This is a genomic window from Bacillus sp. IBL03825, assembly GCF_024712505.1.
Classification (GTDB): Bacteria; Bacillota; Bacilli; order Bacillales; family Bacillaceae_G; genus Bacillus_A; species Bacillus_A wiedmannii.
On the sequence record NZ_JAMXKE010000002.1, the window covers coordinates 144,814 to 167,397 of the forward strand.

General features: G+C 34.4%; 12 protein-coding genes and 6 pseudogenes. 15 read left to right on the forward strand and 3 right to left on the reverse strand.

Annotated elements, in window-relative coordinates; all coding sequences use genetic code 11:
* The first annotated feature begins 341 nt into the window (after positions 1-341).
* The 9 genes and pseudogenes from iolG to NHG49_RS28390 form a co-directional block, all read left to right on the forward strand.
* Positions 342-1,367 (forward strand): inositol 2-dehydrogenase, encoded by a 1,026-nt coding sequence (iolG, locus tag NHG49_RS28350; protein WP_064475215.1) that lies wholly within the window; start codon positions 342-344, stop codon positions 1,365-1,367.
* Between the two features lie 103 nt (positions 1,368-1,470).
* Positions 1,471-2,469 carry a 5-dehydro-2-deoxygluconokinase gene (gene iolC, locus NHG49_RS28355; protein ID WP_064475216.1) on the forward strand — a complete coding sequence of 333 codons (999 nt, stop codon included), beginning with the start codon at positions 1,471-1,473 and terminating at the stop codon, positions 2,467-2,469.
* A 78-nt stretch (positions 2,470-2,547) separates the two neighbouring features.
* Positions 2,548-4,011: a CoA-acylating methylmalonate-semialdehyde dehydrogenase gene (locus tag NHG49_RS28360; RefSeq protein ID WP_258126956.1), complete on the forward strand. Its 1,464-nt coding sequence runs from the start codon at positions 2,548-2,550 to the stop codon at positions 4,009-4,011.
* 154 nt (positions 4,012-4,165) lie between these two features.
* The gene (gene iolD / locus NHG49_RS28365; protein WP_258126957.1) at positions 4,166-6,100 is read left to right on the forward strand and encodes a 3D-(3,5/4)-trihydroxycyclohexane-1,2-dione acylhydrolase (decyclizing); all 1,935 of its coding nucleotides are present in this window, start codon (positions 4,166-4,168) and stop codon (positions 6,098-6,100) included.
* 122 nt (positions 6,101-6,222) lie between these two features.
* Positions 6,223-7,119 (forward strand): myo-inosose-2 dehydratase, encoded by an 897-nt coding sequence (gene iolE / locus NHG49_RS28370; protein WP_258126958.1) that lies wholly within the window; start codon positions 6,223-6,225, stop codon positions 7,117-7,119.
* A gap of 128 nt (positions 7,120-7,247) precedes the next feature.
* On the forward strand, positions 7,248-8,093 hold the full coding sequence (locus tag NHG49_RS28375) for a class II fructose-bisphosphate aldolase (protein WP_258126959.1): 846 nt from the start codon (positions 7,248-7,250) through the stop codon (positions 8,091-8,093).
* A gap of 105 nt (positions 8,094-8,198) precedes the next feature.
* Positions 8,199-8,990 carry a 5-deoxy-glucuronate isomerase gene (locus NHG49_RS28380; RefSeq protein ID WP_258126960.1) on the forward strand — a complete coding sequence of 264 codons (792 nt, stop codon included), beginning with the start codon at positions 8,199-8,201 and terminating at the stop codon, positions 8,988-8,990.
* A 175-nt stretch (positions 8,991-9,165) separates the two neighbouring features.
* Positions 9,166-10,055, forward strand: a pseudogene (locus NHG49_RS28385) (Rpn family recombination-promoting nuclease/putative transposase).
* A gap of 238 nt (positions 10,056-10,293) precedes the next feature.
* Positions 10,294-10,818 (forward strand): annotated as a pseudogene (locus NHG49_RS28390) (metallophosphoesterase); the annotation flags it as partial.
* Between the two features lie 552 nt (positions 10,819-11,370).
* On the opposite strand, the pseudogene NHG49_RS31940 reads toward NHG49_RS28390, so the two are convergent.
* Positions 11,371-11,490 (reverse strand): annotated as a pseudogene (locus NHG49_RS31940) (SunI/YnzG family protein); the annotation flags it as partial.
* On the opposite strand from NHG49_RS31940, the pseudogene NHG49_RS28395 reads away from it, so the two are divergent.
* A pseudogene (locus NHG49_RS28395) lies at positions 11,481-11,997 on the forward strand (M15 family metallopeptidase); the annotation flags it as partial. The pseudogenes NHG49_RS31940 and NHG49_RS28395 overlap by 10 nt on opposite strands.
* 320 nt (positions 11,998-12,317) lie before the next feature.
* Here the strand turns inward: NHG49_RS28395 and NHG49_RS28400 are convergent.
* Positions 12,318-12,722 (reverse strand): DUF3221 domain-containing protein, encoded by a 405-nt coding sequence (locus NHG49_RS28400; RefSeq protein ID WP_222661654.1) that lies wholly within the window; start codon positions 12,720-12,722, stop codon positions 12,318-12,320.
* A gap of 864 nt (positions 12,723-13,586) precedes the next feature.
* On the opposite strand from NHG49_RS28400, the gene NHG49_RS28405 reads away from it, so the two are divergent.
* The 3 genes from NHG49_RS28405 (at position 13,587) to hlyIIR (ending at position 17,393) form a co-directional block, all read left to right on the forward strand.
* Positions 13,587-14,822: an N-acetylmuramoyl-L-alanine amidase gene (locus NHG49_RS28405; protein WP_222661653.1), complete on the forward strand. Its 1,236-nt coding sequence runs from the start codon at positions 13,587-13,589 to the stop codon at positions 14,820-14,822.
* A 301-nt stretch (positions 14,823-15,123) separates the two neighbouring features.
* Positions 15,124-16,362: a hemolysin II HlyII gene (gene hlyII, locus NHG49_RS28410; RefSeq protein WP_258126961.1), complete on the forward strand. Its 1,239-nt coding sequence runs from the start codon at positions 15,124-15,126 to the stop codon at positions 16,360-16,362.
* A 425-nt stretch (positions 16,363-16,787) separates the two neighbouring features.
* Positions 16,788-17,393 carry a hemolysin II regulator HlyIIR gene (gene hlyIIR / locus NHG49_RS28415; RefSeq protein WP_258126962.1) on the forward strand — a complete coding sequence of 202 codons (606 nt, stop codon included), beginning with the start codon at positions 16,788-16,790 and terminating at the stop codon, positions 17,391-17,393.
* A 193-nt stretch (positions 17,394-17,586) separates the two neighbouring features.
* On the opposite strand, the pseudogene NHG49_RS28420 reads toward hlyIIR, so the two are convergent.
* Positions 17,587-17,734 (reverse strand): annotated as a pseudogene (locus NHG49_RS28420) (Lsa family ABC-F type ribosomal protection protein); the annotation flags it as partial.
* Between the two features lie 444 nt (positions 17,735-18,178).
* Between NHG49_RS28420 and NHG49_RS28425 the strand changes: the two are divergent.
* Positions 18,179-20,908, forward strand: coding sequence for a sensor domain-containing protein (locus tag NHG49_RS28425; protein ID WP_258126963.1), 2,730 nt, complete (start codon positions 18,179-18,181; stop codon positions 20,906-20,908).
* A 907-nt stretch (positions 20,909-21,815) separates the two neighbouring features.
* Positions 21,816-22,541, forward strand: a pseudogene (locus NHG49_RS28430) (hypothetical protein).
* Positions 22,542-22,584 lie beyond the last annotated feature (43 nt).

Genomic DNA, 22,584 nt, shown 5'->3' on the forward strand with positions numbered 1-22,584 from the left:
AATAATAGTGAGTATGAAAAGAAAGAAATACCTTATAGATGGGGGTTACTATTTAAAAGGCTTGGTTTTCTTTGTTATATCAGTATTTTAAAAGAATATATTTATAGCTTTTTAGATGATTTATTTCTAATTATTATTTTTTATTTTTATGTAATACGTTTATTGAGGGAACTTAAAATTCGGATGAAAAGGGGAGTGTTCAAAAAAATAAAAATGTTTTCAATTTAGAATCAAGTGTGTATAATGAAGAAAAATAGGGAAAGCGCTTAACTGATTTGATACGCTAAACCCTATAGACTTTCATTTCGTTTCTTAAATTTTAATATAGAGGGAGAAATCATATGAACGTTTTAAAAATTGGGATTATTGGTGCTGGACGAATTGGGAAACTACATGTTGATAATTTGCAGCTTATGCCACAAGTAAAAATTAAAGCGGTTTCAGATGTAGTAATTGGTCATCTAGAAAAGTGGGCTCAAGATAAAGGAATTTCCACTCTGACTACAAACTATCAGGATTTATTAGCAGATCCAGAAATTGATGCTGTCTTTATTTGCTCACCAACAAATACACATGCGCAAATTATTAAAGAAGCGGCTCTTGCGAAAAAACATATTTTCTGCGAAAAGCCAGTTAGTTTCTCAGTAGAAGAAACATTAGATGCATTGGAAGTAGTAAAAGAACAAGGAGTATCTCTTCAAGTAGGTTTTAATCGTCGTTTTGATCCTAACTTCAGGAAAGTTTATGATCTTATTCAACAAGGCGAAGTGGGGCAGCCACATATCTTAAAAATTACGTCACGCGATCCACAACCGCCAAGTATAGAATATGTTCGCTCTTCAGGCGGATTGTTTATGGATATGATGATTCATGATTTTGATATGGCTCGTTATGTGATGAATAGCGAAGTCGTTGAAGTATTTGCATACGGAACAACATTAATTGATCCCTCCATTCAGGAAGTAAATGATGTTGATACAGCAATTGTCACATTAAAATTTGCAAATGGAGCTTTAGGAGTAATTGATAATAGCCGCCAAGCTGTTTATGGATATGACCAGCGTGTTGAAGTGTTTGGTGAAAAAGGTGCGGTTGCTGCGGATAATTGCTGCCCGACAACAGTTCAAGTGTCAAAAACAGAAGGTATTGTAAAAGATAAGCCGCTTTATTTCTTCTTAGAGCGCTACACGCAAGCTTACATTGAGGAAGTAACACAATTTACAAAGTCAATTATAGAAGGACAAGCTGTTATTTGCAGTGGTAATGATGGGTTACAAGCAGAGCGAATTGCGAAAGCTGCGAAGGAATCTTTGCTAACAGGAAAACCTGTTCTAATTGAACATAAACAGCCTGCATTAAATCAATAAAGAGAGCGCTTACTTATAGATAGATAAAGAGTAATGAATAGTAGGTTAATAAAAATATGAACCACAGCATTCATTCTTTCATAAAGCATGGGAGGTAGTAACAATGAATCCACTTATTTTTAAAGAAAGTCGTCCATTGGACCTAATTGCAGTTGGACGTTTATGCGTTGATTTAAATGCTAATGAAACAAAACGTCCTATGGAAGAAACAAGAACGTTTACTAAATATGTAGGAGGTTCTCCTGCAAATATTGCAATTGGTGCTGCACGTCTTGGTTTACAAACAGGATTTATCGGTAAAGTGTCCGATGACCAAATGGGCCGCTTTATTACGGGGTACCTAAAGGACAACAATATTAATACAGATCAGATATGTATCGATCGTACTGGTGCAGTGACAGGTTTAGCATTTACAGAAATTAAAAGCCCTGAAGATTGCAGTATTTTGATGTACCGCGACAATGTCGCAGACTTAAACCTTGATCCAACAGAGGTATCTGAGGACTATATTAAACAATCAAAAGCACTCTTAATTTCAGGTACAGCTTTAGCGAAAAGTCCATCTCGCGAGGCAGTATTTTTAGCGCTAGAATATGCGCGTAAGCATGATGTAGTTGTATTTTTTGATGTGGATTACCGCCCTTATACATGGCAGTCAGAAGCTGAAACGGCTGTGTATTACAATCTAGCAGCTGAAAAATCTGATGTCATTATTGGAACGCGTGAAGAATTCGATATGATGGAAAAACTATTAAACTATGAAAAATCTAATGACCAAGTTACGGCTGAAAGATGGTTTTCTCATCATGCGAAAATCGTTGTAATTAAACACGGCGGAGATGGTTCAATCGCTTATACGAGAGACGGTCAATCTCACCGAGGCGGTATCTTTAAAACAAAGGTGTTAAAGACGTTTGGCGCTGGCGACTCGTATGCATCTGCGTTTATTTATGGCTTAATGCAAGGGCTTGAAATTCCTCAAGCGATGCGATTAGGTGGGGCTTCTGCTTCGATCGTTATTTCTAAACATAGCTGTTCTGATGCAATGCCAACAAGGGCAGAGATTTCTGCATTCATGGAAACGGCTGAGGAATTGGTATAGAAACGTCATGAATCAATAATCAAGTAAGGGCGTATCCTATTGGACGCTTCTACATTACATAAAAGGGAGAGAATGAATATGACAGTACAAACAGCACAAATTGTAAAAAACTACATTGGCGGCGAATGGGTAGAATCCATTTCAACTAAGATGGAAGCTGTATATAATCCTGCAATAGGAGAAGTAATCGCTCAAGTACCACTTTCAACAAAAGAAGATGTTGAACATGCTGTATTAGCAGCAAATGAAGCGTTCAAATCTTGGTCTAAAACTGCTGTACCTAAACGCGCTCGTATTCTATTTAAATATCAACAATTACTAGTAGATAACTGGGAAGAGTTAGCGAAACTTATTACGATTGAAAACGGAAAAAGCTATAACGAGGCTTACGGTGAAGTTCTTCGTGGTATTGAGTGCGTGGAGTTTGCAGCGGGTGCTCCTACATTAATGATGGGAAAACAGCTACCTGATATTGCAACAGGTATTGAGTCTGGTATGTATCGTTACCCAATTGGTGTTATAGGCGGCATTACACCATTTAATTTCCCGATGATGGTTCCATGCTGGATGTTCCCACTTGCAATTGCTTGTGGTAATACATTTGTATTAAAACCTTCAGAGCGTACACCACTTCTAGCAGCGAGATTAGCAGAATTAGCTGCAGAAGCAGGCATACCTAAAGGTGTATTAAATATTGTAAATGGTGCTCACGATGTAGTAAACGGTCTTCTTGAACATAAATTAGTGAAGGCAATTTCATTTGTAGGTTCTCAGCCTGTCGCAGAATATGTATACAAAAAAGGAACAGAAAACTTAAAACGTGTTCAAGCACTAGCGGGTGCGAAAAACCATTCCATTGTATTAAATGATGCAAATCTTGAACTAGCAACAAAGCAAATTATTAGTGCTGCATTCGGTTCAGCTGGTGAGCGTTGTATGGCTGCTTCTGTTGTAACAGTAGAAGAAGAAATTGCAGATCAATTAGTTGGAAGACTAGTAGAAGAAGCAAACAAAATTATCATCGGAAATGGTCTTGATGAAGATGTGTTTTTAGGACCTGTTATTCGTGATAACCATAAAGAGCGCACAATTGGTTACATAGATTCAGGTGTAGAACAGGGCGCTACATTAGTTCGTGATGGACGCGAAGATTCAGCTGTAAAAGGAGCTGGTTACTTCGTTGGGCCAACAATTTTTGACCATGTTACAAAAGAAATGAAAATCTGGCAAGATGAGATCTTTGCTCCTGTTTTATCTATTGTTCGTGTGAAATCATTGGATGAAGCAATTGAAATTGCAAATGAGTCTCGTTTTGCAAATGGCGCTTGCATTTACACAGATAGCGGGGCAAGTGTACGTCAATTCCGTGAAACTATTGAATCAGGTATGTTAGGTGTGAATGTTGGGGTTCCGGCACCAATGGCATTCTTTCCGTTCTCTGGCTGGAAAGACTCTTTCTATGGTGATCTTCATGCAAACGGTACGGACGGCGTTGAGTTTTATACTAGAAAGAAAATGCTTACATCTCGTTGGGAAAAGTAATCATTAAGAGAGAAGTAGAATCTGTCTAATTGCTTGGAAGCGAACGTAACGCAAGTAGTAAAACATAAGAAGGAAGTATTAGGAATCTATCAAATTCCTAATACTCCTTTTTCATATGCAGAATGACTGTTAGAGATAGAAAGGAGCAAATTATATGCAAACTGTTAGAATGACGACGGCGCAAGCATTGGTGAAGTTTTTGAACGAGCAGTATGTAGAGTTTGATGGAAAGCAACAAAAGTTTATTAAGGGAATCTTTACGATTTTTGGTCATGGAAATGTAGTAGGTCTAGGTCAAGCTTTAGAAGAAGACGCAGGGGAATTAGAGGTATATCAAGGGAGAAATGAACAAGGAATGGCAAATGCTGCGATGGCTTTTGCAAAACAAAAACATAGAAAACAAATTATGGTATGTACTTCTTCTGTTGGTCCTGGATCAGCAAATATGATTACTTCTGCAGCAACAGCTTCTGCAAATAATATTCCCGTGTTACTACTTCCAGGAGATGTATTTGCAACGAGACAACCTGATCCTGTTCTTCAACAAATTGAACAAACACATGACTTATCTATTTCTACAAATGATGCTTTTCGTGCAGTAAGTAAGTACTGGGATAGGATAAATCGTCCTGAACAATTGATGACAGCTATGATTCAAGCGATGCGTGTTTTAACGAATCCGGCAGATACAGGAGCTGTAACAATTTGTTTACCACAAGATGTCCAAGGAGAAGCATGGGATTTTCCAGATTACTTCTTCCAAAAGCGTGTTCACCGTATTGAACGTCGTCTACCTACAAAAGCCAGCTTAGCGGATGCAGTGGAAATAATTAAGAGAAAGAAAAAGCCAGTTATGATTTGCGGTGGTGGTGTAAGATACGCAGAAGCGGCAGAAGAGTTAAAACAGTTTGCTGAAACATTCCACATTCCATTTGGAGAAACACAAGCTGGAAAAAGTGCAATTGAAAGTAGTCACCCATATAATCTTGGCGGCATTGGAGTAACGGGAAATTTAGCAGCTAATACAATTGCAAAGGAAGCCGACCTTGTTATTGGAATTGGGACGAGATTTACTGATTTTACAACGGCATCGAAACAATTATTTCAAAATGAGGAAGTTGAGTTTTTAAACATCAACATTTCAGAATTTCATGCGAATAAGTTTGATGCATTAAAGGTTATAGCAGATGCGAAAGAAGCGCTTCTTGCTCTAATAGATGAACTGCAAGTAATTGATTATCGATCTAGTTATACAGTAGAAATTGTTGATGCAAAAGAGGCTTGGGAAATAGAATTATCACGTCTACATAATATTTGCTTTACAGGTCAAGATTTCACACCAGAAGTAGAAGGCCATTTCGATGGAAAGTTAAATGAGTATGTAGACGCACTTGGTACACAATTAACACAGACTGCAGTCATTGGACAAATCAATACATTACTGGATGAAGATGCAATTATCGTTGGAGCGGCAGGAAGTCTTCCAGGTGATTTACAAAGAATGTGGGCATCAAGAAAACCAAATACATATCACATGGAGTATGGATACTCTTGCATGGGCTATGAGGTTGCGGGTGCACTAGGTGCAAAGCTAGCTGAACCATTGAAGGAAGTATATGCAATGGTAGGGGATGGTAGTTACCAGATGCTTCATTCAGAGCTTGTCACAAGTCTTCAAGAAAACAAAAAAATTAACGTCTTATTGTTTGATAACTCCGGATTTGGCTGTATTAATAACTTACAAATGGGTAATGGAATGGGGAGCTTTGGAACAGAGTTTCGCTATCGAAATCAGGAAACTCGTAAATTAGACGGGGGAATTATGAAAATTGATTTTGCAGCTAGCGCAGCTGGATATGGTGTGAAAACATATCATGTTACATCACTAGAACAATTACAGGAAGCGCTTATCGATGCGAAAAAACAAACAGTTTCTACATTGATTGATATTAAAGTACTACCAAAAACAATGACAAATGGATACGAGTCATGGTGGCATGTAGGTGTTGCGGAAGTATCTAAAAGTCAAAGTATACAAGCTGCGTACGAGAGTAAAGTAAGTAACTTGCAACAGGCAAGATCTTATTAGATTAGGACACAAAGAGAGCTTTTTATCTACATGCATATTGATTAGGAAGCTCTCTTTTCAATAACCAGTTAAGAGAATTTGGCGAAATTCTATCACATTTTGTAAAGAGGAGAGACAAGGGGATGTTTAAAGAAAATACAGTTAAGCTTGGAATTGCACCAATTGCTTGGACAAATGATGATATGCCGGAGCTAGGGGCAGAAAATACGTTTGAGCAATGTATTAGTGAGATGGCACTAGCTGGATTTAATGGAAGTGAAGTAGGGAATAAATATCCGAGAAACACAGTTGTATTAAAAAAATCTTTGGAATTACGAAACTTGGAAATTGCTAGTGCATGGTTTAGTACGTTTTTAACAACGAAGCCGCTTGAAGAGACAGTACAAGCATTTATTAAGCATAGGGATTTCTTGCATGACATGGGTGCAAAAGTCATCGTTGTTTCAGAGCAAGGGCATAGTATTCAAGGTTTAATGGATGTACCACTATTTAAAAATAAGCCTGTTTTTACAGAAGAAGAGTGGTATAAGCTTGCGGATGGATTACATCACCTCGGTAAATTAGCTCAGGAAAAGGGGCTACATATTGTATACCATCACCATATGGGTACGGGTGTTCAAACAACGGCAGAAATTGAAAAGTTAATGGACATGACTGATCCAGCGCTTGTATCTCTGCTTTTTGATACAGGTCATCTTGTTTTTTCAGGAGAAGAGCCACTTTATATTTTGAAAAAATATTTACCTCGTATTAAACACGTACATTTAAAAGATATTCGTCAAGAAGTAGTAGATGCTGTAAAGGAAAACGAAGTGAGCTTCTTACAGGCAGTGAAGAATGGGACATTTACAGTTCCCGGGGATGGCGTAATTGTATTTGATGAAGTGTTTACTATCCTTGCAAACTCTGATTATCAAGGGTGGTTTGTGGTAGAAGCAGAGCAAGACCCAGCTTTAGCGAATCCTTTTGAATACGCATTAAAAGCCCGAAAATTTATACAAGAAAAAGCAGGTCTGTAATTTAAGCATTTTAAGATTATCCCTAAGTAAATGGTATGGTAATTAACATGTCTTCTTACAAAAGGGGTAAAAAGACGTGACGGTTGGTTTTACATGTAATAAATAATATTGAAATAGGGGAGTATGTAATGCCATTAGTTCAAATGAAAGATATTTTAATGAAAGCAAATCAAGATAATTATGGGGTTGGAGCTTTTAGTGTCGCTAATATGGAAATGGTAATGGGAGCTATTAAAGCAGCTGAAGAGTTAAGTTCACCGCTTATTCTACAAATTGCGGAAGTTCGTTTGAATCATTCGCCAATTCATATGATTGGTCCTTTGATGGTAGCTGCAGCGAAAAAAGCAACTGTTCCAGTAGCAGTTCACTTTGATCACGGGATGACGTTTGAAAAGATTAAAGAGACGTTAGAGATTGGTTTTAGCTCGGTTATGTTTGATGGCTCTCACTATCCGTTAGAAGAGAATATCCAAAAGACAAAAGAAATTGTAGAACTTGCGAAACAGTATGGAGCGACGGTAGAAGCTGAGATTGGCAGAGTTGGTGGTAGTGAGGACGGATCAGAAGATATTGAAATGTTGCTGACAAGCGCTACAGAAGCAAAACGATTTGCAGAAGAAACAGACGTTGATGCCTTAGCGGTTGCAATTGGAAATGTGCATGGTATGTACAATGGCGATCCTAATTTACGATTAGACCGCCTACAAGAGATTAATGAAGTAGTCCATATCCCACTCGTTTTACATGGCGGCTCTGGCATTAGTCCAGAGGATTTCAAGCAATGTATTCAACATGGTGTTCGAAAAATTAATGTAGCAACAGCCACCTTTCAGAATGTAATTACTGCGGTTAACAATGCCGTCCTAAATACTCTGTATTCAGATTATTTTATGTACCATCAGGATGTTATTGAGGCTGCATACGAAAATGTTAAAAGTCATATGCAAATATTCGGAAGTGAAAACAGAGTATAAATAGAAAAGCTTTCTTCAGTAATAGTTAGACGAAACTCGGAATGTAGTTAGCTGAAAAAAGTAGAGAATGATTGAGTAGCCATTAAATAAAAGGGGGAGAAAGCCATGTTAGGAAAATTAGGTGAATTAAATGAGGGATATAATGTATTAACAGAAATGAACGGTCAATGCAGTGATATGTTAATGGATATAGGCATATATAAGATGTCTAATGGAAAAGAAGAGTTGCTATTTGATAATAAGAATGAAACAGCGGTTCTTTTACTGGAAGGGGCAATACGTTTAGAGTGGGAAGGAATCGAACAAGTTATTCAAAGACAGTCTGTGTTTGAAGAAAACCCTTGGTGCTTACATGTATCTAAAAATGTGAAGGTTACAATTACTGCTCTTTCAGATAGTGAAGTGCTTGTTCAAAAAACAGATAATGATCAAGAATTTGCGTCTAAGTTATATACTCCAAATGAGTGTCAAAGTGTTGTAGCTGGAGATGGAGTATGGGAGGGAACGGCGCAGCGTGTTATTCGTACGATTTTTGACTATAACAATGCAGCATATTCTAATATGGTAGTAGGAGAAGTTATTTCTTATCCAGGGCGATGGTCCAGTTATCCACCACATCACCATGATCAGCCAGAGGTATATTATTATCGCTTTAATAAGCCACAGGGATTTGGATGTGCAATGGTGGGTGAGGATGCATATCGCGTTGTACATAATAGCTTTATTACAATTCCGGGTGAGCTAGACCATCCGCAAGCAACGGCGCCTGGATATGCCATGTATTTTTGTTGGATGATTCGACATCTTGAGAATAACCCATGGAATGATCGTATCATGGAGGAAGACCACAAGTGGTTATTAGAACCAAACACGAAAATTTGGCCAGAAAAAGAATAGATAAAAATAAAGGTTCTGGACAAAAATGATGTTACTTACAATTTTTTTGCTCAGAACCAATTTTTTGAATTTACGAAGGCTCTTATGTGAGATAACATAAGGGTCTGTTTGCATGTTCTACCTTTTATTATGTACAATAAGAATAAGAGATGATATAGACAGGGAGAGGAAATCCATGTCCACTAAATTAGTAAATTTACGAATTGATTTTGCTTTTAAACAGTTATTTGGGACGAAAGGAAATGAAGAAATTTTAACGGGTTTCTTAAATGCAATTTTAGAAGAATCGTTAGAGACACCTATTACATCGCTACAACTAGATGATCCACATCTCCATAAATCTTATGAAGATGATAAATTATCAATTTTAGACCTATTAGCAACTTTAGATAATGGGACGCAGGTAAATATCGAAATTCAGCTTCGAAATACACATGATATGGTGAAGCGATCTTTATATTATTGGAGTAAACTTTATACATCCCAAATGCAAGAAGGGATGCCATATCGTTCACTTCGGAAAACAATTACCATTAACTTATTAGATTTTATTTTATTTTATTTTCTCAGGAAGATGAATTTCATACCATCGGACAATTATGGAATACAAAAATGCAACAAATTTTAAGTGACGACATTGAAATCCATTTTGTAGAGATACCGAAATTAGTAAAACAATGGCGTGAAGAAAAAGTAAACCCTTGGGAAAATACATTTGTTCGTTGGATGTTATTATTACCAGCACATGAAGATGAACATTTAACTCAAACATTGGAGGAGATTGCGATGAATCAAGATCCAATTTTACAAAAGGCAATTAATAAATGGGAAAATATGAGCCATGATTCTTCTTTCCGAACAGCTTATGAAGCTCGAGAGAAATTACTTCTAGATGAACAAGCCAAGTTAGCACATGCAGAACAAGAGGGCGTGGAAAAAGGTATTGAGCAAGGTAAGATGCAAATGATTCGAGGGATGCATGAAATAGGTGTACCGCTTGAAACTATTGCAAAAGCAAGTAAGTTGAGTGTAGAGGAAATAGAACGTATCTTGAAATTAAAGTAAATATAAGAACCTATAGAACTTATGAATAACAGAAAGTAGACGTTCATTGTTATAGTACGTTTAACAGAAAAGTATTGCTGAACAATTCGGCAGTGCTTTTTCTATATCATTTTTTGTTTTTCATGCAGAATCACCCGCAAAATTACTTTGTGTAGTTTAAGTTTTCTGAATAATAATTTATATTTTCAAAGTTCAAGCAACTTTATGACAGTCCAAAAAGAAGAGAAATATTGTTATTATGCATAAAATGAAATGGAGAAACTATGTATGTTATTTTGTTATTCTTATACTTCTTGGAACAGCAGTAACAATCAAGCCATCTATCTCAAAAGCTGAGGAATCTGATGTTAATATTACATTGTTAGGTACTGCAGATATTCATGGTAGATTTATGCCCTGGGATTATGCGCTTGATGGTGCAAATACGAGTGGAAGTTTAACACAGATTTATACGGTTATAAAGAAAGTACGTCAAGAAAATCCAAATACCATATTAGTAGATGCCGGGGATACTATTCAAGGAAACTCAGTAGAATTATTCAACGATTAACCACAATCGCCAATGATGGTAGCGATGAATGCAATGGGATATGATGCTTGGGCATTTGGAAATCATGAATTTAACTTTGGATTAGATACATTGAAAAAAGTTAGTGAGCAATATAAGGGCAAGACATTGGCAGGAAATATTTATAAGGAAAATGGAGAGCGTTTTCTTCCTGCATATACAATTGTTGAAAAAGGGACAGATCATTTGGATGGAGATTTATATGGCAGAGGTAGAGTAAGGGTACATTCAGACTTGAAAAGTATGAATGTTGTGTAAAAGGAATGCAAATTGTTGAAAATATAAAAAACGTATAGTACAGTGAGGGTGTATGCTAGATAATAATGAATAAGAAGTCGGGTGGTTCTGATTCTTGTTGATTGATAGGTCGTAAGGTCATAAAAAAAGTCTTGGTTTGGTCGCCAAGGCTTTTTTTATGCTGTATTCAGGAATAAAAACCTTGTATATCTCGAATAATTTTCCAAGCTTAAGCACGGGCTTTGTTCTTTCAATTGTAAAAAATATATTTGACTTACATGGTGCGAAGTACGGTGTAACTAATACAGAGAATAGGGGATTGTTCTACTTTACTTAGAAAAATGGGATGTAAAGTAGTAAGGTGTGATAGAAGTGATACATATCTTACTGAAGTGTTAAAGGGGATTTACATTCATATAGAGTATTTAAAAAAGGTGTAAAGTCAATTCTAGGGCTTCGCACCTTTTTAATTAACTTGGCCTTTGTTTCAGCCAGTTAATATGTTCATTTTTAAGCGTTTATTGCATTTAAAATGGAAACTTTATCTGTTGTAAATAAGACATAATTTTGTTTGATCGTTTTTATTAATATACGGTCAGTTGTTCCATATGCTGTTTTAATACGGATTGCCCGAAGACTATAAACCGGAGGATTTAGTTGTACCAAATGTTCAGTGGAACGCTAGAAAAGAGTTACCTTCGTAAAGAGGCAGCAGAAGCACTAGAAAGGTTATTTGATTTAGCAAAGAAAGAAGGAATCCAGTTGAATGCTGTTTCAGGGTTTCGCTCCTATGATTATCAAATAAACCTGTATGCAAACAACGTGAAAAGAAAAGGACAAGAGCATACGGATCGCTTCTCGGCAAAGCCAGGACATAGTGAACATCAAACAGGATTAACGATGGATGTTTCTTCTAAAAGTGCAAATAATGAGCTGGAGTTAACCTTTGCGAATACGAAAGAAGGAAAATGGCTGAAAGAAAATGCGTATCGTGCAGGATTTATCATCCGTTATCCAAAAGGTAAAGAGAGTATTACTGGATATGCATATGAACCGTGGCATATTCGCTATGTCGGGGATATTGCTGAAAGAATATATGAGAAAAAGCTGACTTTAGAAGAATTTATGAATCTTTAAAAATAGAATTGAAGAGTTAAACCGGCTAGCGATAGCAGTAAGATTATAAAAGATAGGGGGTATGAAATAAGGTATTTCATAATGCTTTTAAAGGGTATACCATGTAATTATAAACGAAACTACTAAAAGGAGCCATTTATATCTTTACAGTAATGTGAGATGTAGGATCTACGTCAGGCATAGTTTGATAAATATTAGGTTAATATATAATGGGAATCAGAGAGTAACGAAAAAGAATATAAATATTATGTATTCGGTTTTTTACTAAATAACAGGGCATCATTCTAATTAGAATGATGCCCTGTTATTTTTAGCATAATCTATTGAATTACTTTTTCAATTTTAGGCATTACAGCAATTGGCGGTAAAGAATTGGTCCATGCAGCAGCATAAACATTTATCTGTTCACCTATAGTGTAATTTTCACCATCTGAAATAGGAACCCTTAAAATTTTATTTTGAGAAACTAACTCCCACCAATCATTTTGAAAAGCGAGAGCTTCATCTTTTGTAGATGTAGCAGCAACCACTAAATAATTATTTTCTACTGAAATGACATATCCAGTAAACGGCTCTTGTTCTTGTTTTTGAATAGAATGAATAGGTGTAGTGCTTACAGACGCCTTATTAGAATCTGCAAATGCCGGTGTTAATCCAAAAGTAAATCCACATCCTAATGTTAAAGCTGTTACGGTTGTTACTAATTTTTGTTTTTTTGTAAACATAATTATATATCCCCCTTATATTTTATCCCTACACTAGCCATTTTCTAGTTCTATACATATAAAGCCTTTTAATATTAAGATGTTTAACAGTTATGTCACAATTATTCCATAAATGTAAAAATCATCTATTAATGGAAGTGTAATTATGTTATAATTCACTAGGTGAACTGTTATTATTTCATTCATCTCCTGATGAATGGATACCCTTCCTTAATTGTAAATATGTTCGACTTTATTGGTGAAGAGGGAAGAAATCCCTCTTTTTTTTTGTTCCTTCTAAAGTTCAAAGGTGCCTTAAGGGAGTAAAAAGGTGAATTGTGTTTTTATACTAGCAAATACATTCGTGGCCGCTTTCGGTGGTTTCTAGATATGTTATTTCGAGGGGCATAATTCTTGAAAATTCTAGTAATCATGGCTGCTAATTGAGGAGCATTCACAGTGGTATTTAACGGAGAATTGAAGTGTAAGTAAGTTTTAAAGGGATCGTCGAAAGGGTAGTTATTATAAGTTGTTTTCCTAACAAATAATCAATTTTTGTTTAAAATATAAGACCACTATTTAATAATATAAAGTAATTATTTATGCTGTTACCTTACAAAAATGTAAGATTGTTTTAATTGACACTCGTATATATAAGTAACTATACTAGTTACACGATGTTGGTGAATATATTTAATAGTATCAATCTATAAGTGTATGTCGAAGGGTTCTTCTCGAAATAATAGTTCGATATAAGATTCTTTATCTGTAATATAGTGATGATACCAACTTAATCTATACTTTATTCGGAATCATATTATTTAAAGATTAACTATAATTTATATAATTTACCAACTTGTAATAATTTCTTAGAGGTGCTAAATTTTGAAGAACAAATTAATTGCTACAGGAATTCTTGCTGGAAGTTTACTATCATATTCTACTAGTATTGTTGCAGATACTCACAGATTCCCAGATGTTCCCGCATGGGCTGACAAATCCGTTACTTATTTAGTTGATAAACAAGTATTGAGTGGATATCCAGATGGGACTTTTGGATCAAGTGATACACTAGATAGAGCTTCTGCAGCAACAATTATGACAAAGGCTCTTGGTATACACATTGATTTAAATGCAAAACCATCTTTTAAAGATTCACAAAACCACTGGGGAACCCTTTATATTGCCGCAGCTGAAAAGGCAGGAATCATTAAAGGTGAAGGAAATGGAATATTTAATCCTTCTGGAAAAGTTACTCGTGCTGCTATGGCTACTATGCTAGTGAATGCATATAAACTACAAAATAAAAACACTAGCAATGGACAAAGTAAATTTGAAGATTTAAAGGGCCATTGGGGTGAAAAGTTCGCAAATACTTTAATTGATTTAAAAATTTCAGTTGGTACAGATAATGGTTGGCAACCAAATAAATTCATAACACGCGCTGAAGCTGCACAACTAACTGCAAAAACAGATATGCTTCAATATAGTCATAGTAATCCCTTAGAAAGTAAAACCATAATTATTGATCCCGGACATGGTGGCGAAGATCCTGGAAAAGACACAAAGGGATTACCTGAAAGTAAGATTGTACTAGACACTTCTTTACGTCTACAAAAATTGCTTGAAAAACATACACCATTTACAGTTTTATTAACTCGTAAATCTGATACTAGACCAGGACATGATCAAAAAAGCTCTTTACAGGAACGTGTGAAATTTGCTAAACAAAATCAGGGGGATATCTTTATAAGTGTTCATGCAAATGCTTATAATGGTAATGCAAAAGGGACAGAAACATACTACTATAAATCTTCTGAATCTAAAAAGACAAATCCTCATGTGGAAGAAAGTCGTGTTTTAGCTGAAAAAATTCAAACTCGATTAGTAGACGCTCTTCAAACACGTGATAGAGGCGTTAAACATGGAGATCTCCATGTTATAAGAGAAAATGACATGCCAGCTGTGTTAACGGAACTTGCTTTTATAGATAATGGTATTGATTACAGTAAGTTATCTACAGAAAACGGAAGGCAGGTCGCAGCAGAAGCCATTTATGAGGGTATTTTAGATTATTATGAATGGAAAGGGAATAATGTATCTGAATATAGGTTGCAATAAGTAAATGAAAATATAGTAATTCTCGAAATAAAGAATTCTAAAATTTTTTTGCACTTTTTTAAACAACAATTTTAAATACATATTTAAAATTGTTGTTTAAATCGTTATTCTGTGTTTTAATGATATTGATAATAGTTATCAGTAAAGAAGAGATGGAAATTAGCAAATCAAGTGTTGATAGTTATTGGCATAAAGATTAATAAATTTCTACATTGTAACGTTATAAATCTATCTCTAGTATTGAGAGCTAAAAATAATACGTTTATATTTTTTAAATGTTTAAGAAGGAGTGGCTGTCTGTATGAAAAAAGCAAAGGGAATAGCTAAAAGTGTTGCCGTAGCGTCCGTTATTATGTCTGGATCACTTGGTATACAAGCAACATCCGCATTTGCAGATTCTAAAGGAACTGTAGAAAATCTTCAAAATGGTGGAAAAGTCTATAATAGTTTTAAGACTACTTATGACATGAAGCAGAATATCAAAAATTCAATAAAGGTTTCTTTTATCGAGGATCCTTACGCGGATAAAAAAATTGCAATTGTTACAACTGATGGTAGTAATATAGATGCTAAATATACAATTAATAGCGGATACTATAACGCAGGTTTAAAATGGCCATCGGCTTATCATACTGAAGCAGAAATAACTAGTAGTGATAGCGCTCAATTCCATAAAGCTGCCCCAGTTAATACAATGACTTCAGCAAAGGTTACTTCTGAGGTAGGATATACACTTGGTGGAAGTGTTAAAGTTGGGGTAAATGATAAAGGGCCAAATGCCGATGCAAGTATTACAGGTAGCTTTGCTTGGAAAGAAAGTGTATCTTATGATCAGGTAGATTATAAAACGGTATTAGAGACTCACACAGATAAAAAATTAAATTGGAAAGTAGGATTCCAATCGTTTAATTTCCCAGAGTGGGGAATTTATAATCGTGATTCATTCAATACTTTCTATGGTAATCAACTATTTATGAAATCGCGTAGTTATAATGAAGGAACCAATAATTTTGTTTCAAAAGACACAGTACCAGCTTTAACAGGATATGGTTTTTCTCCTAATGTAGTAGCGGTTATCACTGCTGATAAAACAGAATCTACATCAGATTTAAAAATAACAAATCGTAGAATTTCAGATCAGTATAATATTGAATGGGTGAGTTCAAAATGGTGGGGAACAAATAATAAGGATACATATAATGAGTTCTTTACAAACAACTATAAATTAGACTGGAAAAACCATCAAGTTACTCTTGATAACCAAAAAGCCCTTGAAGAACAAATGATTGGTATCAACAACGTGAATAACCAGCTTAACAAAGGAAAAGGAAAATTATCTTTTTCAATGAATGGGGATCAGCTTAAAGCTACATCTAGCAATGCTGGTTATGGTATCAGTTACGAAGATAAAAATTGGGGTATCTTTGTAAATGGTGAAAAGGTCTACACGTTTAATGAAAAAACAACTGTAGGTAATATTTCAAATGACATTAACAAATTAAGCATCAAAGGACCTTATATTGAGATTAAACAAATCTAATCAGTAAATAAGGTACAATTGATGGGTAATTATTTCATCAAAATATGAGTATAAAGGTTTTATAAAATCTGTATAACGTAATGAAAGGATCAGAGTTTATCTGTTTTTACAGATAAACTCTGATCCTTATTATTTTTTGTTCATTCTTTTGCTCAAGTAGAAAAGAGCGTAAAATATTTGAAAGCTATTCATGTCACGCAGGGGGATATTTTTTTAAGCATGACGTTTAATTAGGATAGGAGAGATTGAAGAGCTGTCTCTTTTTGAGGCGTACGTAGTGTGGCGAATTGTTTAAAGTAATGAAGACCTCATCGGTTGTTAAGTTACTACTTTAAATATATAATTAAATTTTATTAAAAAGATACTCTATTCAAAGTCCTTATTGGATTTTTGAAGTGAAATATATATTATTTGAGGTGTGTGAAATGGGGAAATCTCGAGAGCAGACGATGGAAAATATTTTGAAGGCTGCTAAGAAAAAATTTGGAGAGCGTGGCTACGAAGGTACGAGCATACAAGAAATTGCAAAAGAAGCGAAAGTGAATGTCGCTATGGCTTCATACTATTTTAATGGGAAAGAAAACCTGTATTATGAAGTATTTAAGAAATATGGCCTTGCTAATGAGTTACCTAATTTCCTTGAGAAGAATCAATTTAATCCTATCAATGCTCTTAAAGAATATTTAACAGTCTTTACTGCACATATAAAAGAAAATCCTGAAATTGGAGCATTGGCATATGAGGAGATTATTAAGGAAAGTGAACGATTAGAAAAGATTAAACCATATTTCATAGGTAATTTTGAACAGTTAAAAGAAATATTAAAGGAGGGTGAAAAACAAGGGGTTTTTCATTTCTTCTCCATAAATCATACGATACATTGGATCACTTCTATTGTTCTGTTTCCAAAATTTAAAAAGTTCATTGATTCTTTAGGACCAAATGAAACGAATGATACAAATTATGAATGGATGCCAGAAGACTTAGTGAACAGGATTATTTCTGCTTTAACAGATAAGCCTAGCAGGTAAATTATTCATTGTTTATGGATCATAATTTTCCTATTAAAAAGTCTAATTTCTCAATGTATTGTAGAGAAATTAGACTTTTTTCGACACTATATTCAAAGACTTTATAAACTAATGGCTTGATTTATTAGTGATTCGAGTGAAGTTACATAGATATAGTTTTAGTTGCAACATTTTGGTGAAATGCCTTATCATGCTAAACAATAACCATTGTGAGATTAAATTGTTGAATCAGCTCTTCAATTTATATTCGTGAATAAATGTCTATAATGTTTAATGGTTCAGCACATATATATATGGGCTTTTTCACATAAACTTTTAGCGATAAGTAGTTCTTTCGTTTGTTCTTTAAAAGGGGAGTTATTCGAAATTGACATCACTTCTTACTGTAACTATAATAGTTACAGTAAGTTTGGTCTTTTAATTCGAATTTCTAAGTTAATGATAGCATATTTTCCTTTTTTCTAAGTGCGATAATAAGCGACTAGCTATGTTGCAATTAAAGCTTAGATTCTATCTCATATTCAAAGAACAGTTAATTTGTATCATTCAAATTAACGATGAGCGAATACTTAAAAAACACATTTTACATCTTATTCTTTTGGGAATCCTTAGTTGAAAATAGGGAATATCTGCGGGCAGCAAATAAGACTGTGGTATGTAGAAAGAAATCTTTTAAAAAGGTCATAATATGGAATGATAGGTAACACTCAGTTTAATGAATACGAGCTGTGCCGTATCAAGTCATTTTTAGTAAAAGTCTAGAAAAAATTAAGAAGGTGAGTCCATTGCGTAAACATTCACATGTGCAATTTTATGTATTGATATTGGCTTTAGTAGCTTATTTAAGCTTTTGCTTTATATTTTTATTTGTTTTTCCGAATGAGTATTTTGTATCAGATTTTAATATACGACTATCATCCTTAGTTGTTGAAATTACTGTATTTATCTCATTACTTTACTCGATAGCATCAAGAAAAATTAAACTAGGAGTCTTTTGGGTTTGTATTACTATTGCAATAGGGTGTTTCTTGATAGGGAATTTTATATCTACTTTTCAAGTACTTAATGTAGAATTACCAATACAAAATTTTAATATCTCTGATGTATTTTTGTTGTTTTTCTTATTCTTCTTTCTCTTTGCGTTCTTTTATAAAATCATGTTGGAATGTAACAAGTGGGAAAAAGCGTATTTAATTTGTGATTTATGTATTGTTGTTACTGCTATTTTCACCTTAGAGTGGTACCTATTTAATAAACCTTCTGCAAATATCTTATTCTTATCAATTGGAGATGTCTTTCTTTCATTTATTTTCCCAATTATAGATTTATTGCTTCTTTTACTAGGAGTTAGCCTGATTTTTCGACCAGCAATTTTTAATGCGAAAAGTAAATTATTTATTTTTATCTTAGTATTAACTGGATTGTCCATTACGGATTACTTATATTTCTATTTACAAGATGATTTATCACAACGTTCACTTATATTATTAAGGTGTTTGTATAGAGTTTTTCTATTATTTATTGCCATTGCTGCCGCTATTCCAAGGAGTACATCTTCTAAAAGAAATTATTTTATTATTAATCCGACATTTGGAAAGAAACTTCTTGTCATATTCCCTTATCTTGCAGTTGCAATCTTAATTGGTTTTACTTTGAAAGAGCAAACTTCTTCATCTACACTGATTACGGGAAATTGTATTGCCTTTGTATTTGTACTGATTCGTCATATAATTGTACGCATGCAAAACAAAGATTTAACCGAAACATTAAAAGTGTTTAATAATCAATTAGAGCAAAAAGTATTTCAAAGAACAGCGGATTTAATAAAAAAATCTAATGATTTGGTAAAAAATCAAGAGAGGTTTAAGTCATTATATGAGTATCATCCAGATCCTATATTAACAATTGATTCAAATGGTACCGTATTAAATATAAACCAGTCTGGAAGTATGTTATTAGGGGAAGAAAGTGCTGCATTAATAGGAAAAGAGTGCCTCTCTATTTTTTTAGATGAAGATAAACCTGAATTGGCAGCAGCTCTAAAGAAAGGGAAACGATGTAGTTCGTCTTCGTTACAGTTACGTGTGAAAGATAATAATGAGAAGGATATACATTTTTGGTATGTCACTATTGTTCCTATTATGATAGAAGGACAAACTTTTGGGAGTTATGTAATCGTAAAAGACATAACGAGGTTGAAGCAACAACAGGATGAGATAAACTATCTAGCATTTCATGATACGGTGACGGAGATTGGGAATCGAATATTCTTCCAACAAGAATTAGACAGATCCATTGAGCGTGTACAAAAAACACAGGATAAGTTTGGACTCCTGTATATAGATTTAAACCGCTTTAAGACCATTAATGATACACTAGGTCATGCAATTGGTGACAGGGTTTTAAAAGAAGTTGCCAAACGTTTTAGGACATGTCTGTCACCAACTATTCCTTTAGCAAGAATAGGGGGAGATGAGTTTGCAATCATTGTCCATAATAAAACAGAGAAACAGCTATTAGATTTGTGCGAAATACTTTTTCGTATAACTGAAGAACCATTTGTAATAAATCAACACAGCTTTTATTTATCCCTTAGTATAGGAATAGCGTTGTATCCATTTGGAGGAACCAATGCCACAACACTTTTACAACATGCTGATATCGCCATGTATAGCGCGAAGGAAAAAGGTAACAATGCTGTTTGTATGTATGACGAGACATTATCTCAAAAAATAACAAGACGCTTACGATTAGAGCAGGATTTACCAAATGCAATAGAAAATAATGAGTTGTTTTTATTGTATCAACCACAAGTTGATAGTAAGGCAGGAAAGGTTATTGGTGCAGAGGCTTTAATACGTTGGCAACATCCAGAGTTCGGGCTAATTTCACCTTTTGAGTTTATACCTATCGCGGAAGAGACGTCGCAGATTATTTCAATTGGGAAATGGACGTTACAGGAAGCGTGTCGGCAACTAAAAGAATGGCATTCTGCGGGCTATTCAAATTTAAAGATGGGGATAAATTTATCAGCTATAGAGTTTGAAAAGAAAGATTTCGTTCAAACGATTATTTCTACCATAGAAGAAATAGGAGTACCAGCTAACTTAATTGATTTGGAATTAACAGAGCGAATTGCCATGGTAGATGAAAAAGAAACTTTATCGAAGTTAAAAGCATTAAAATCATATGGTGTACATTTATCAATTGATGATTTTGGTACAGGATATTCTTCATTAGCATATCTACCTTTGTATCCAATTGATACTTTGAAAGTTCCAAGAGAATTTGTGAATAGGATTGGAACTTCAAATGATGGAGATGAAATTATACAAACGATTATTTCGCTAGCTCATACTTTAAATATGAAAGTAATAGCAGAAGGGGTAGAAACGAAGGAACAGTTAAAAGTGTTACAAAGTAATTCATGTTATCTAATTCAAGGTTATTACTACAGTAAACCTATAAATGAAGATGAATTTATCAATTTTTTAAATACGCCACAAAATAAATAAGTCCCCAAAGATATATTATGAAGTAAAGAGAGAAGACGTTCTATCAATTTGGAATAGAACGTTTTTCTTATGTTTATTTTCAAAAGATATGCTGCTAGGTTTCTGTTTTTGAGAGTAAAATTAATATATATATTCCCAGTATTAGATTTGTTTTAAACTTAGAAAATATCTTGATTCATCTATCCTAATTGTGTAATGTATGGTTATATTGTTGATTTATTTGATTCCGTTTATTCCCACACCTTCTTGTGTTGTGGTTGAGTTGTAGAAGCAAGTTACGTCTTGTTTCAATTGTGAAAGGGCTTCTTTGAGCCGATTAGTGTATATATAGCTTATTTTGCTATGCACATTATTAATCGACTTGAAGAAGCCTTTTTGTACTGTTTTCAAGTTCGCAGGCTGGGTTATGAATCTTAACAAATTACAAGAAAGAAGAGATATGAAAATGAAAAAAGATAGCATTTGGATGGTATTAGATGATTCAAAAGAGCAGGAAACAAGACAGTAATCCAAAGAGCGGATGATATATTTGCTGGTAGGGATGCGCTATCTAAAATTACAGGTGAAGAACTACTATTTTAATAAAATTTAGGTAGTTTACAGAGGGGAAAAGGAAGAACTGAGTTATGTATATACTTGGATCTTCTTTTTTTATTGAAAAAAAGAACTGGGGGGCAATTATTATGGATGTAGGAAATGTTTTAGTGGTGAGATTTTATCCACCCACACTAACAGTAGGGAAACACTGAATGTGGATAAGCGTATGCTTATACATAAACAAGATTTTGCATTCTAGGGTAAATGGATTGTAGAAGTAGATACTTCTCAAAAGAAATGGAACGAAACAGCAAAGTAATCGATGGGAAATTTGAATTCGATTTATTTGCATAATCGAGAGGGGAATACCATGTTTACAAACATTTTTATCGGTTTATTTTGTTATGTATTTTTTGTAGTTCGTTATTCAAGAAAAAAATTTCTAATAGAAGAAGCGAAGAGGGAAGAAAGAGAAAATACACCGGTAGAACGTCCCGTTTATTGGTGCCCGAGAGAAAATAGACCTATTGGTAGGGAACAAGAGCGTTTTACTGTCCTAACAAAAGAAATCACCTTAGAAAAAGATGTAGCAGGTATATATGATTTAGTTGCTATTACTGTTCAAAAGAATTTGGATGAAGAATTCAGTAACAAGTTAGAATAGGAAATTGATGCTGAAGTAGTGGAGCATGTTAAGGGTTTTCACTATACTCCTGATTCTGAAACAGTATATGATACCTCATTTCCGATTGATGAGGACATACCATTTTCAAGCAATATGGATACACTAGAGGGATTATTAGGATATGAAGATACATTTCATGAACTAGAACAGCTGAAAATCCTACAAGAAACAGCACATGGTACTTCTGTTCAAAATTTAGTATTAGAAGAGGAAGAATTTCAGGTTGTGATATGGACGGCTAAAATAGTACAACGAAAGCAAGAACTCACCTGCATAATAAACATATCTAATAACAAGCGCTATTGGATTCATACAGGGGGAGAAATATTACCAGAAAATCAACTGCTGTATTTAGAATTGAAAATTGATTCATCTTATTCCTATACATTAGTTAGATGGAGTGGTAGATAGCTAGGAAATATATGAATGTATCTCCTAGTTATTTTTTCTTAGA